The sequence below is a fragment of the Streptomyces sp. LX-29 genome (genome assembly GCF_029541745.1).
Lineage (GTDB): Bacteria > Actinomycetota > Actinomycetes > Streptomycetales > Streptomycetaceae > Streptomyces.
In genome coordinates, this window is record NZ_CP089746.1 from 6,974,596 (window position 1) to 6,986,475 (window position 11,880).

The 11,880-nt window shown below is 74.1% G+C and carries 13 protein-coding genes and 1 pseudogene; 7 read left to right on the forward strand and 7 right to left on the reverse strand.

Annotated features, from left to right (window positions below; genetic code table 11):
* Window positions 1-384, forward strand: coding sequence for a GntR family transcriptional regulator (locus LRS74_RS29350; protein ID WP_277743819.1), 384 nt, complete (start codon window positions 1-3; stop codon window positions 382-384).
* Here the strand turns inward: LRS74_RS29350 and cynR are convergent.
* A complete protein-coding gene (gene cynR / locus LRS74_RS29355) occupies window positions 326-1,237 on the reverse strand; it encodes a transcriptional regulator CynR (RefSeq protein ID WP_277743820.1) in 912 nt (303 codons plus the stop codon). The genes LRS74_RS29350 and cynR overlap by 59 nt on opposite strands.
* Window positions 1,238-1,365: 128 nt before the next feature.
* Here cynR and LRS74_RS29360 point away from each other — a divergent pair, with 128 nt between their 5' ends.
* The 3 genes from LRS74_RS29360 to sigJ all read left to right on the forward strand — a co-directional run bounded on the left by LRS74_RS29360 (window position 1,366) and on the right by sigJ (window position 3,598).
* Window positions 1,366-1,974: a carbonic anhydrase gene (locus LRS74_RS29360; protein ID WP_277744986.1), complete on the forward strand. Its 609-nt coding sequence runs from the start codon at window positions 1,366-1,368 to the stop codon at window positions 1,972-1,974.
* Between the two features lie 69 nt (window positions 1,975-2,043).
* The gene (gene cynS, locus LRS74_RS29365; RefSeq protein ID WP_277743821.1) at window positions 2,044-2,514 is read left to right on the forward strand and encodes a cyanase; all 471 of its coding nucleotides are present in this window, start codon (window positions 2,044-2,046) and stop codon (window positions 2,512-2,514) included.
* 178 nt (window positions 2,515-2,692) lie between these two features.
* Window positions 2,693-3,598 (forward strand): RNA polymerase sigma factor SigJ, encoded by a 906-nt coding sequence (gene sigJ, locus LRS74_RS29370; protein ID WP_277743822.1) that lies wholly within the window; start codon window positions 2,693-2,695, stop codon window positions 3,596-3,598.
* 103 nt (window positions 3,599-3,701) lie between these two features.
* Here the strand turns inward: sigJ and LRS74_RS29375 are convergent, their stop codons facing one another.
* Genes LRS74_RS29375 through LRS74_RS29385 form a run of 3 tightly spaced genes read right to left on the reverse strand, consistent with a single transcriptional unit; the run spans window position 3,702 to window position 5,485 of the window.
* Window positions 3,702-4,118 carry a VOC family protein gene (locus LRS74_RS29375; RefSeq protein WP_277743823.1) on the reverse strand — a complete coding sequence of 139 codons (417 nt, stop codon included), beginning with the start codon at window positions 4,116-4,118 and terminating at the stop codon, window positions 3,702-3,704.
* A gap of 10 nt (window positions 4,119-4,128) precedes the next feature.
* Complete coding sequence (locus LRS74_RS29380; RefSeq protein ID WP_277743824.1) at window positions 4,129-4,548, reverse strand: helix-turn-helix transcriptional regulator; 420 nt, start codon at window positions 4,546-4,548, stop codon at window positions 4,129-4,131.
* A 28-nt stretch (window positions 4,549-4,576) separates the two neighbouring features.
* The gene (locus LRS74_RS29385) at window positions 4,577-5,485 is read right to left on the reverse strand and encodes a LysR family transcriptional regulator (RefSeq protein ID WP_277743825.1); all 909 of its coding nucleotides are present in this window, start codon (window positions 5,483-5,485) and stop codon (window positions 4,577-4,579) included.
* Window positions 5,486-5,716: 231 nt separating this feature from the next.
* Between LRS74_RS29385 and LRS74_RS29390 the strand changes: the two are divergent.
* The 3 genes and pseudogenes from LRS74_RS29390 to LRS74_RS29400 all read left to right on the forward strand — a co-directional run.
* A pseudogene (locus LRS74_RS29390) lies at window positions 5,717-6,418 on the forward strand (hypothetical protein); the annotation flags it as partial.
* A complete protein-coding gene (locus LRS74_RS29395) occupies window positions 6,415-6,651 on the forward strand; it encodes a hypothetical protein (RefSeq protein ID WP_277743826.1) in 237 nt (78 codons plus the stop codon). The pseudogene LRS74_RS29390 and the gene LRS74_RS29395, both read left to right, overlap by 4 nt.
* A gap of 12 nt (window positions 6,652-6,663) precedes the next feature.
* Window positions 6,664-8,376, forward strand: coding sequence for a bifunctional phosphatase PAP2/diacylglycerol kinase family protein (locus LRS74_RS29400; protein ID WP_277743827.1), 1,713 nt, complete (start codon window positions 6,664-6,666; stop codon window positions 8,374-8,376).
* 150 nt (window positions 8,377-8,526) lie between these two features.
* Here LRS74_RS29400 and LRS74_RS29405 read toward each other — a convergent pair whose 3' ends face one another.
* The 3 genes from LRS74_RS29405 to LRS74_RS29415 form a co-directional block, all read right to left on the reverse strand.
* Window positions 8,527-9,906 carry a transcriptional regulator gene (locus tag LRS74_RS29405; protein ID WP_277743828.1) on the reverse strand — a complete coding sequence of 460 codons (1,380 nt, stop codon included), beginning with the start codon at window positions 9,904-9,906 and terminating at the stop codon, window positions 8,527-8,529.
* Between the two features lie 267 nt (window positions 9,907-10,173).
* Entirely contained in the window at window positions 10,174-10,689 is a 516-nt protein-coding gene (locus LRS74_RS29410; protein WP_277743829.1) for an ATP-binding protein, read from the reverse strand.
* Between the two features lie 109 nt (window positions 10,690-10,798).
* On the reverse strand, window positions 10,799-11,710 hold the full coding sequence (locus LRS74_RS29415) for a right-handed parallel beta-helix repeat-containing protein (RefSeq protein WP_277743830.1): 912 nt from the start codon (window positions 11,708-11,710) through the stop codon (window positions 10,799-10,801).
* Window positions 11,711-11,880 lie beyond the last annotated feature (170 nt).

The window sequence follows — 11,880 nt, forward strand, 5'->3', positions numbered from 1 at the left end:
GTGCTCTTCCGCCTCGACCCCGGATCGCCGCTCCCGCTCGGTGACCAGATCGCCGGCTGTGTGCGTCAGGCCATCGCCGACGGCGAGGTCCGCGGCGGCGAACGGCTGCCGCCCGCCCGGCAGCTCGCCGAGTCGCTCGACGTCAACGTCCACACCGTGCTGCGCGGCTACCAACGGCTGCGCGAGGAGGGCCTGATCGATCTGCGTCGGGGGCGCGGGGCCGTCGTCACCGACGCCCGGCCCGCCGGTCGTGCCCGACTGCTCCAGCAGATCCGCGAACTCGTCACCCTCTCCCAGAGCCTCGGCCTGAGCGGGGAGGAGGTACTCACCCTGGTGCGGGCGTCCCTGGGGCCGGAGGGCGGTGATCGCGCAGGAGCCGGGTGAAGGCGCGGGTGGCGGCGGAGGTGTACGCGGACTCCCGGCGCAGCAGGGTGACGGTGCGCGGCGGCAGCGGCGGATCCGGGGCGAGGGGGTGGAGCCGGGGGTCGTCGTGGGCGATGGCGTCGGGGAGGACGGTGGCCAGGTCGGTGCGCCGCACGAGCTCGATGAGGGCGCTGACGGAGTTGGCCTCCACGGCGATGCGCGGCCGGACCCGGTGCGCGGCGAGATAGGCGTCCACATGGCCGCGCGTGGCGAAGTCCCCGCTGAGCAGAGCCAGATCGACGGTGGCGAGCTCGTCGACCGGCAGCGGCCCGGCGCGGCCGACGCGGGGATGCCCGGCGCCGACGACGAGGCTGAGGGTCTCGGTGAACAGCGCGGTGGCGGCCACGCCCGACAGATGGGGCCCGCCGAAGGCGATGCCCAGGTCCAACTCGTCCGCCAGCAGGCCGGACTCGATGTGATCCTGCGTCATCTCCCGTATCTCCAGCGAGATTCCCGGATGGCGGGAGTGGAAGTCGGCGGCGAGCGGGCCGAGCAGGTAGGGCGTGAAGGTGGGCGTCATGGCGAGCCGCAGGGTGCCGCGTGACAGGTCGGTGACGTCGAGGACCGCGCGCTCCGCGGCCGCCAGGTCCTGGAGCGCACGGCGGGCGTAGCGGACGTACGCCTCCCCGGCGTCGGTCAGTCGCACGGTGCGGCCGGTGCGATCGAGCAGCTGCGTCCGCACGGCCCGCTCCAACTGCTTCACCTGCTGCGACAGCGTGGGCTGGGAGATGTGCAGGGCCTCGGCGGCACGGGTGAAGCTCGCGTGCTCGGCCACGGCGAGCAGATAGCGGAGATGACGCAGTTCCACGGCCACGGGGCCAAGTATAGATCGGGTCTATAGCAGTCATGACTACTGCGACTTGGACGCTATAGGTGCAGGTGGCGCAGGGTGGAGGGGCCGGCTTCCCGCCGGTCCGACCACCCAGGGAAGTGACCATGAGCATCCAGGACCTGACCGAGGGGGCCCAGCGCTTCCGCCGGCATGTCGTCTCCGCCCGGGCGGGGCGCTACGAGCGGCTCGCCACCACCCATCGGCCCACGGCGCTGTTCATCGGCTGCTCGGACGCCCGTGTCGTCCCGGAGCTGATCACACAGCGCGAACCGGGCGAGCTGTTCGTCATCCGTACGGCCGGGAACCTCGTCCCCCGGTACGCGGGCGCCGACGGGGCGGTGACGGGAGACGGCGGGGTGGCGGCGAGCGTCGAGTACGCCGTCGCCGTCCTCGGCGTCACCGACATCGTGGTCTGCGGGCACTCCGGGTGCGGCGCCATGACCGCCCTGGCCGAGGCGCACGACCTCACCGCGCTGCCCGCCGTCGCCGGCTGGCTGCGCCACGCGGCCGCCGCCCGGCGCGAGGCGGTCACGGTCGCCGCGCTCGTCCGCGAGAACGTCCGCGCCCAGCTCGCCCACCTCGCCACCCACCCGGCCGTGACCGACGCCCTGGCGCGAGGCGCGCTCGCGCTGCACGGCTGGGTCTATGACATCGCCACCGGCGACATCGACCGACTCGACCCGTCCAGCGGCGAGTTCATCCCCCTCGCGGCGGACTGAACCGCGGGCGCGCCGCGCGTCGACACCTCCGATCCCCTTCCGTTCCCACACTCCGAGGAGAGACCACCCATGCCGCACGCAGAGATCGACCCGCAGGCCCGTCGCGACCTGGCCGTCGCCGCCGTCGAGGCCAAGCGACGCAGGGACCTCAGCTGGCAGCAGCTGGCCGACGCCGCCGGCCTGTCGCCCGCCTTCGTCACCGCCGCCGTGCTGGGGCAGCACGCCCTGCCCGCCGACGCCGCCACGGCCGTGGCGGAACTCCTGGGCCTGGACGAGGACGCGGCCCTGCTGTTGCAGACCATCCCCACGCGCGGCACCCTGCCGGGCACGGCACCCACGGACCCGACCGTCTACCGCTTCCACGAGATGCTCCAGGTCTACGGAACGACCCTGAAGGCCCTGATCCACGAGCAGTTCGGGGACGGCATCATCAGCGCCATCAACTTCCGGCTCGACGTACGGAAGGTCGACGACCCGGAGGGCGGCTCACGCGCGATCATCACCCTCGACGGCAAGTACCTGCCGACCAGGCCCTTCTGACCGTCGGGCCGAGCCGTCGCGACGCCCTCTGCTCCCACCCGATCGCGATCGGCCGGGCGTGGGCGCCGTGCCCGCGCCCGGCCGACCACCGGCCCCGGCGGCCGCCGGTGTCACATCGACGCCCTCCGATCCGTCATCCCGATGAAGGCACGACGAGTGACGGCAAGGGGAACGACAGATGGCACCGGTGGACGACGGCGGGTACGGGGACGACACCGCGTTCCTGGCGGAGCGCTTCGAGGCGCACCGCGACCATCTGCGGGCGGTGGCCTACCGCATGCTGGGTTCGCTCAGCGAGGCGGAGGACGCCGTGCAGGAGGCGTGGTTGAAGGTCGGCCGCTCCGACACCGACGCGGTGCGGAACCTGGGGGGCTGGCTGACCACGATCGTGGGCCGGGTGTGCCTGGACATGCTGCGCTCGCGCACCGCGCGGCGCGAGGAGCCGCTGGGGGTCCACCTGCCCGACCCGGTGGTCGGAAGCGTCGACGGCACCGGCCCCGAGCAGGAGGCGCTGCTGGCCGACTCGGTGGGGCTGGCCCTGCTGGTGGTCCTGGAGACGCTGGCCCCCGCCGAGCGGCTCGCGTTCGTGCTGCACGACCTGTTCGGTGTTCCCTTCGACGAGATCGCCGCCATCGTCGGCCGCAACCCCGCCGCCGCCCGCCAGCTCGCCAGTCGGGCCCGCCGCCGGGTCCGCGGCGCCACCCCGGTCCCGGACGCCGACCTCGCGCTCCAGCGCGAGGTCGTGGAGGCGTTCCTCAGGGCCGCGCGGAGCGGCGACTTCGACGCGTTGGTGGAGGTCCTCGACCCGGACGTGGTGGCGCGTTCCGACGGTGGGGCCCAGCGCCCCGGCGTGGTGCTGCACGGCGCGGCCGCCGTGGCCGGCCAGGCGATCACCTTCGCCCGCTTCGCGTCGTCGGCACGGCTCGTCCTCGTCAACGGCGCGGTCGGCGTCGTGGCGACCGCCGAAGGCCGGCCGATGTCCGTCATGGCGTTCACCGTCTCGGGCGGCAGGGTCGCGTCCCTCGACATCCTCACCGACCCCGAGCGCCTCGACCGGCTCGACCTGGCGGTCCTGGACGGCTGACCGCGGCGGGGCACGGCCGGCCGCGGTGGGCCGTCACCGGTCGCCGGGACGCCCGAGGGGTGCGTGGCGGACGGCGACCGGTCGGCACGGCGGTCCGGCGACGCTACGCCTGGCGAGCCTGGGTGAACCGCAGCATGTTCCCGGCGGGGTCGCGGAAGGCGCAGTCGCGGACCCCGTACGGCTGGTCGATCGGCTCCTGGAGCACCTCGCCGCCGGCGGCCCGGATGCGTTCGAAGGTGGCGTCGCAGTCGTCGGTCGCGAAGATCACCCCGCGCAGCATGCCCTTGGCCAGGAGTTCGGTCATGGCCTGGCGGTCGGCGGGGGAGGCATTCGGGTCGGCGGCCGGCGGTTCCAGCACGATGTTCACGTCCGGCTGGGACGGGGCGCCGACGGTCACCCAGCGCATCCCCTCGAAGCCGACGTCGTTGCGGACCTCCAGGCCCAACACATCGCGGTAGAAGGCGAGCGCCTTGTCGTGGTCGTCGACGGCGACGAAGCACTGGGAGAGAGTGATGTTCATGGGATTCACGCTAGGCGTGGGGCGTGGATCCCGCTTCTCCATTCCTGACCGGTCGCGTGATGAGCTTCGCGTAGCAGGCCGGGACGGCGGCCCCCGCGGCGTGGTCCCGGGCCCGGTAGGCGCTCGGAGACTCCCCGACCAGCTCGGTGAAGCGGGAGCTGAACGAGCCCAGCGAGGTACAGCCGACGGCGAAGCAGACCTCCGTCACCGACAGGTCCCCGCGGCGGAGCAGCGCCTTGGCCCGCTCGATCCTGCGGGTCATGAGGTAGCCGTACGGCGTCTCCCCGAAGGCGGCGCGGAAGCTGCGGGAGAAGTGGCCGGGCGACATCAGCGCGGTCCGCGCGAGCGCCGGCACGTCGAGCGGCTGGGCGTAGTCGCGGTCCATCCGGTCGCGCGCCCGCCGCAGCCGCACGAGGTCGTCCACGTTCACCCCCTCAGCATCGCACGCACCCGGCCATTCACCCGGTCGGGGCCCGGTCCGGATCCGTCCCCGTGAGGCGAGCGGCGATGAGCCCGCCGGGGCCGTCGAGACCGCGGCTGTGCAGGAGTTCGGTGCGGTGGACGAGGCGCGGAGCGGCGAGGGGGACGGCGGCGAGACCCGGGGCGCGGTCGACCGCGTCGGCGGGGAGGAGGGCGAGGCCGTGCCCGGCCGCGACCAGGGCGAGCAGACCGTGCGGGTCGGCACCCTCGTACCGCACGCGCGCCCGGAAGCCGTCGGCACCGGTGATGGCGCACAGCTGGTCCGGGGTGGGCATGAGGTCGGGCGCGTCCAGCCACACCGCGTCGGCGAGGTCGGTCAGCCGCAGCCGGGCGCGGCCGGCCAGCGGGTGATCGCGGGGCAGGACGACGGCCAGCGGGCGTTCGCCCACGCCGGCCGCCGCGAGCGGGCTGGTGTCGGGCAGGTGCAGCGGGTCGTTGGGCGCGGCGACGCCGTCGACCAGGGCGAGGTCCACCTCGCCGGTGGCGACCGCGGCCGGAAGCGCCGCGCCGCTCAGCACGCGCACCTGGACGAGCAGCCCGGGAACGGCCCGGCGGGCCCCGGCCAACGCGGTGGCCAGCTCCTCGGCCGCGGCCAGCGGCGTCCGGCCGATGGCGACCCGCGCCGTCGGACGCGTCGTCATCCGCGCGATGTCGGCGCGGGCGGCCTCCGCCCGCAGCAGTAGTGGACCGGCGTGCTCCAGCAGGCGCGCCCCCACGGCGGTGGGCACCACCGGGCGGCGTTCCAGCACCGGCGCCCCGAGGTCGGCTTCGAGGGCGGCGATGTGCTGGGAGACCGCGGACTGGGTGTAGCCGAGGTCGCGGGCGGCCGCGGAGAACGAGCCGAGCCGGGCCACGGTGAGAAAGGTACGGAGGAGGTGCAGATCCACTCGGCAAGTATGGCGGGGCGGCCGCGCCCGGCCATCAGTATCTCTGATCGAAGGGTCAGGAATCATCGTTGGACGTGAACCTGGCGCCCGGCCCACGATGGGCCTCATGTCCGCGACTTCCTCCACCCCCTCCACCCGACCCCCTCCACCCCCTCCACCCCCGCCTCCCACTCCTTCGCCCCTTCCTCCGTCACCTCCGTCCCGTCCGCCGCCGTCGGCGCCCCCGCGCCGCGGCTCGCCCTGGTCGGCGAGCGCTCGCCCGGCGTGCGCGCCCACGTCCGGGCCTCGGCGCTGCTCTCCGCCCTCGCCGAACGGGACCGGCTCGTGGTGGACGCCTACTGGATCCCCACCCCCGACGCCGAGGCGCCGGGCGCGCTGGACGGCTTCGACGCCGTCTGGCTGGTCCCCGGCAGCCCGTACGCCAGCGAGTCGGGGGCGCTGAACGCCGTGCGCACCGCCCGGGAACGGAACATCCCGTTCCTGGGCACCTGCGGCGGGTTCCAGCACGCCCTGCTGGAGTACGCCCGGAACGTCTGCGGGCTGACCGATGTCGCCCACGCCGAGAACCAGCCCTCCGCCGAGGACACCCTGATCGTCCCGCTGGCCTGCTCCCTGATCGGCCATGAGGGGCCGGTGGACATCGCGCCGGGCTCGCTCGCCGAACGCCTCCTGGGCGCCGAGCGCACCCTGGAGCGCTACCACTGCTCCTACGGGGCCGACCCGGCCCGCCTGGACGCGCTGCGGGCGCACGGGCTGCGCGTCACCGGTACGGACGAGGCCGGTGACGCCCGCATCGTCGAACTGCCCGAGCACCCCTTCTTTCTGGCCACTCTCTTCCAGCCCGAGCTCGCCGGCGACGGCACCCGCCCCCACCCCCTGATCCGCGCCTTCGCCGCCGCGGCGGCCGACCACGCCGCGGCGGTGACGGAGTGAAGGGGGCGCGGCGGCGGCTGCGGTCGGCGCTGGTGGGAGTGGTGGAGCGCTATGTACGCGCCTGCACCGTCCCGGACGCGGAGTGGACGAGCCCGCTGGCCCCGCCCGGCGGTCCGGCCGGCGGTCCGGCCGCCCGACGGGCCGTCACCCCGGCCGGCGGCGCGGTGGGCGACCTGGGGAGCGACGACCCGTATGCGGCGCGACGAGAGGCCCGCGTGGCGGTCGGCACGTAGGATTCCGAAGACATGGGGCCCTTGAGCGACCTGGACCGGCACCTCTTCGCGCGCGTCGCCGCCGGACGGTTCCGCGGCGCGCATCCGCTGCTGCCCCGGCTCAGTCGGGCGGCCGACCACGGCCGGCTCTGGATGGGCACGGCCGCGGTGCTCGCCGCCGTCGGGGGGCGCACCGCGCGGCGCGCCGCGCTGCGCGGCGTCGGCTCTCTGGCGGCCGCCTCACTGGCCAGCAACGCGATCGTCAAGTGGACGGTGGAGCGGCGCCGTCCGGTCATCGACGCGGTGCCGGTGGTGCGCCGGCTCGCCAGGCAGCCGTGGACGAGCTCGTTCCCGTCCGGGCACTCGGCCTCCGCCGCGGCCTTCGCCACCGGCGTGGCCCTCGAATCGCTCCGGTACGGCGCGCTCGTCGCCCCGGTCGCCGCCGCGGTGGCCGTCTCCCGGGTGTACGTCGGGGTGCACTACCCCAGCGATGTGCTGGCCGGCGTCGCCGTGGGCGCGACGGCGGCCGCCCTCACCTGCCGCTGGTGGCCGCCGCGCCCGGAGACGCCGGCCCAGGCCCGACCGCGGGTCTCCGCCCCCGCGCTGCCCGGCGGCGCCGGGCTGTGCGTCGTCGTCAACCGGGGGGCGGGGCCCGGCGCCGGCTTCGGACCGGTGCGGTCGTACGCCGAGCAGCTGCGCGATCTGCTCCCCGCCGCGGAGATCATGGAGTGCGGCCCCGACGACGACTTCGGCGCGCTGCTGGACCGCGCCGCCCGCCGGGCCGCGGAGCGCGGTGGCGCGCTCGGGATCTGCGGCGGCGACGGCAGCGTCAACGCCGCCGCGGCCCTGGCCGTGGAACGCCGGCTGCCGCTGGCCGTCTTCCCCGGCGGCACCCTCAACCACTTCGCGCTCGACGTCGGCGTCCCGGCCTTCGACGACACCGCCTACGCGGTGGAGGAGGGGGACGCGGTCGCGGTCGACCTCGCGTACGCGGCGCCGGCCGAGGGCGACGCGGCGAACGCCGCACGGGGCGGGGGCGCGGGTCCTGACGCGGCGTCGGTCGCGGGCGCGTCCTTCGGCCCCGCCGCCGGCTCCGGGACGGGCGGCGGATCGGCCGTGGGGGAGGGACCGGCCACGACGGGCGACGGGGCGGCTCGGACCATCCCGTTCGTCAACACCTTCAGCGTCGGCCTCTACCCCGAGCTGGTGCACCTGCGCGAGCGGCTCCAGGGCCGGCTGGGAAAGTGGCCCGCGACCGCCGTCGCGCTGGCCCGGGTGCTGCGCACCGGATCCCCGACCGAGATGGAGATCAACGGGCGCCCCCACCGGGTGTGGCTGCTGTTCGTCGGCAACGGCCACTACGCGCCCGAGGGCTTCGCCCCCGCCTACCGCGAGCGGCTGGACGACGGCCTGCTCGACGTCCGGCTGATCGACGGCAACCCGCGGCTGGCCCGTACGCGCGTCATCCTGGCGGCCGTGTTCGGCGCGCTGGAGCACTCGCACATCTATATGAAGGCCAGTGTCCGCCGGCTGCGGCTCACCGGACTGGGCGACACGGCCAGGCTCGCCCACGACGGCGAGGTCGCCCCGGCCCCCGATGCCCTGCTCATCGCCAAGCGCCCCGGTGCGCTCACCGTCTACCGTCCCGCCGTGCTCCAGAGCGAGTTCCTCCAGACGGCCCGCGCGGCCGCCGCGGCGGCGCGCCGGCTGGGCGAGGCCGGGGGCACCGCGCTGCGGGAGGGCTGAGCCGGTCGGCCCGGGGGCGCCGAACTCCATCTCTTCGACACCGGCCACTTCGCGCCGGAGGAGTGCCTCGCCGACATCGCCCCGCTCATCGCCGACTTCCCGGACCGCGTCTGGCGGTGACGGGGCGTAGCCCGCGACCGAGCGCGCGGGCTACGAGGTCACCGAATCCGTCAGCCGGCTGTAGAAGCAGCGCGCCGCCTCCACCTGGTGGAAGGCGCGCAGCCGGCGCCGGAACTCGCTGAGCCGCTGGGTGGCGAGGTGCGACCGCAGGCCCCGCATCAGGTCCAGCGCCTTCTCGGCCGAGCGGCACCCCTCCTCCACCTCCCCGTCCAGCACCCGCGCGGTGGCGAGCAGCAGCAGCGCGATGGCGCGCCGTCGCACCCTGGCCTCGGGCAGCTCGGTCAGCGCCTTCTCCGCCCAGCGCGCGGCGAGCGCCGGATTCTCCAGGTCCTGGTAACCGTGCGCCAGCTCCACCGCCAGATACGCCTGGTTGAAGCGCGAGACCCACTCCGCCTCGGTGGCGGGGTCGGCGCGCGTCAGCACCTCCAGCGCCTGCCCCATCGTCGCGGTGAACAGCCGCTTCTCGCCGAGCAGGGCGTAGCCGCGCGCCTCCGCGGCGTGGCACAGCGACTGGACCGTGAACGGCGCGCGGCCCACCGAGCCCTCCCGGGCTGCCCGCGCCAGCTGGGTGACCTCCCTGGGGTACCCCAACTGCGGCGCCAGCCTGCTCATGCCCGCGGCGAGCACATAGCCGCCGAAGCCGCGGTCGCCGGCCGCCTGGGAGAGCCGGAGCGCCTGGATGTAGTAGCGCTGGGCGAGGCTCGGCTGGCCGACGTCCTCCGCCAGATAGCCGGCCAGCTCGGTGAGCCGGGCGGCGGCCGCGAACAGCCGCCGGCCGAGGGAGTCGCCGTAGGAGCCGGTCAGCAGCCCGGACACCACGCTGTCGAGATAGTGCACCAGCGTGGGCCGCACATGGCCGCCGCCGAACCGGTGGTCGAGCGTGGCCAGCGACAGCAGGGTCGCCTCGACCGCGTCCGGATCGGCATCGGCCACCCGATGCCCTCCGGAGCGCGAGACCGACGCGTCCAGGCCGGTGATCAGCCAGTCGCGGCTGGGGCTGACCAGCGCCGAGGCCGACACCGTGGCGCCGAAAGGTCTCCTTCCCTGGCCGGCGTCGCTGCGCCACAGCGCGCAGGCGTGCTCCACCGCACCCGCCACGTCCCGGGCGAAGTTGAGCCCGGCTCCCGCCGCCAGGTCCGCGCGGTCGGTCATGCCGATCTCTTCGAGGGACACCGTGCGGCCCAGCTTCTCGCCCAGGACCTCGGCGATGATGGCCGTGGTCCGGCCGCGTGGTCGCTGTCCTCGGACCCATCGGCTCACGGAGGTCTTGTCGTACCGCAGATCGAGTCCGTATCTGCTTCCGCGCATGTTGACCCGACGAGCCAGGCCCGCATGGGAAACCGCCGCCTCGTGGATCAACGCTTCGAGCCGGTCGTTGGGCTCGCGTGCCGCAAGTGATCGGGCAGCCATCCGCTTCCCTCCCAGTGACTATCTGCTCATCACGTGTCGAAAACCATGGCGTTTCGTAACGGAGGTGCATCTTCCCTTGGCATAAGCATTCTTCCGCAACTGATGGTGTCTTTGTGGCTAAAAAACATGAATCGGGATCACTGGGTGCATGCCGGGTGCAACTGGTGCATCCCGAGGGGCGCTTGCGTCGGCGCCAGTGCCCCCCGTACGTCATGCGTGCGCCGGGGTGCGATGCCCGGCGCACGGTTTTCCGGATCCGCTGCTCTCCTACGGCACCGGTGTGAGCGGGACCGCCGCCCACACGGCGCAGCCGCCGTCGCCGCTCCGGCGCCGTCCCCAGGCGTAGGCGGTCGCGGCGATCAACGCCAGCCCCCGCCCGTGGGCGTCGCTCCGGCGGGCAGCGACCACCCGTGGCCTGGAGGGCGTTCCGCCCTGGTCCCGGACCTCCACGAAGAGCAGGCCGCTCGCCCTCCAGAACCGGCCGGTGATGAGGGCGGACCGGGAGTGGCGCACCGCGTTGGTGACCAGCTCCGACAGCACCAGGAGGAACGCGTACCGCACGCCCTCCCCGTTGACCTGTTCGGAGTCCAGCCACGACCGTGCCAGGCGGCGGCAGGCCGGAACTCCTCGCTCCGTCGACGGGAGGGAGAACGCGACGGGGTGGCCCGAGCGCCAGGGAGTGTCCAGCGGCGGCGTTGCGCCGCCCGACCACTCCTCGATCTGCTGCAGTGTCAGGGTGACGTCCACCGCGGTCGCGGTGGCTGACGATGATTTCCCGCGCATGGCAAGCCTTTCCGTCGGGGCGCCGCTGCCCCGGCGGTCGCCGGACACCCTGCCCGGGCGGTGGGATCGCCCGGGCAGGGGCCCGCCCCGGGGAGCGGTGCCCGTCACATCAACCCAGGCATCCCGGGACGGGATCGGGGCTGCCGGAGCAGTTGGTCGGGTTGTTGTTGAAGACCGGCACCAGGGTCAGGGTGACCGTGGAGTTGTCGTTGTAGATCCCGCCGGGAGCGGTGTCGGAGCGGTTGCTCTCCACAGTGCCGAGGGTCAGCGTCACCGAGCCGCCCAGGGTGGCGATCCCGCCGCCCGTCGCGCCCTCGGCGAGGGCGGAGTTGCTGCCGAAGGCGCTTGAGGCGCCCTGGAGGGTGCCACCCGCGTTCAGCACGCCGCCGCCCTGGGCCCCCTCCCCGGTCACGGTGTTGTGGTCCACGCTGGAGGCGCTCACCCGCGTGAGGGCGTCGGCGGCGTTGTGCAGACCGCCCCCGCCGGCCACGGCGGTGTTCGAGGCGAGACGGGTGCCGGCGTTGACGTTCGCGGTTCCGGTGTTGGCGAGGCCCCCGCCCACGTCGGACGCGGCGTTACGGCCGATGAACGACGCGTTCAGGGTGAGCTGCCCCTCGTTGAGGATGCCGCCCCCGGACCCGGTGACCGAACCTCCCGAAACGGTGAGGGCGGTGAGGTTGAGGTTGCCCGATCCCGTGACGTGGAAGATCCGGAAGTCGGGTGCGGAGGCGGCACGCGTGATGGTGGCGCCGGCGCCCAGGATGTTGATCGGGGTGGTGATCTCCGGCAGACCGTCGTCCGCGTTCTCCGCGGCGGTCAGCTGGTAGGTGCAGCCGGGTGTCAGCAGAAGGCTGCCGCCTCCGCCCGCGTTGGCCTGGTCGATGGCGTCGATCAGGTCCGAGACCGCACACGAGACGTATGCCTTCGGCTGGGCGGCGGCCGGCATCGTCGTCGCCAGCGTCACGGCGAGGGCGCCGGCGACGCCGAGGCCGATCGACGGAAGGTTCTTCCGCAGATTCATTTCTTCCTCCTAGCGCATGGGACGTGCGCGAATTCGAGCGAGACTCTCGCCCCGAATTCAGGGTCACCGGGCGATGTCCCGTCATATCGCGGCGCGAGGCTCCTATGAGCCTTCGTTCTCGCGTTATCTCATTGAATCCACGAGGATGTGTGAATCGGTAGGCGCGTGCG

Coding starts and splice junctions, on each gene's coding strand:
- cynS (WP_277743821.1), top strand. CDS start 2,044: ATGCCGCACGCAGAGATCGACCCGCAGGCCCGTCGCGACCTGGCCGTC.
- sigJ (WP_277743822.1), top strand. CDS start 2,693: ATGGCACCGGTGGACGACGGCGGGTACGGGGACGACACCGCGTTCCTG.
- LRS74_RS29375 (WP_277743823.1), bottom strand. CDS start 4,118: ATGAACATCACTCTCTCCCAGTGCTTCGTCGCCGTCGACGACCACGAC.
- LRS74_RS29400 (WP_277743827.1), top strand. CDS start 6,664: ATGGGGCCCTTGAGCGACCTGGACCGGCACCTCTTCGCGCGCGTCGCC.
- LRS74_RS29405 (WP_277743828.1), bottom strand. CDS start 9,906: ATGGCTGCCCGATCACTTGCGGCACGCGAGCCCAACGACCGGCTCGAA.
- LRS74_RS29410 (WP_277743829.1), bottom strand. CDS start 10,689: ATGCGCGGGAAATCATCGTCAGCCACCGCGACCGCGGTGGACGTCACC.
- LRS74_RS29415 (WP_277743830.1), bottom strand. CDS start 11,710: ATGAATCTGCGGAAGAACCTTCCGTCGATCGGCCTCGGCGTCGCCGGC.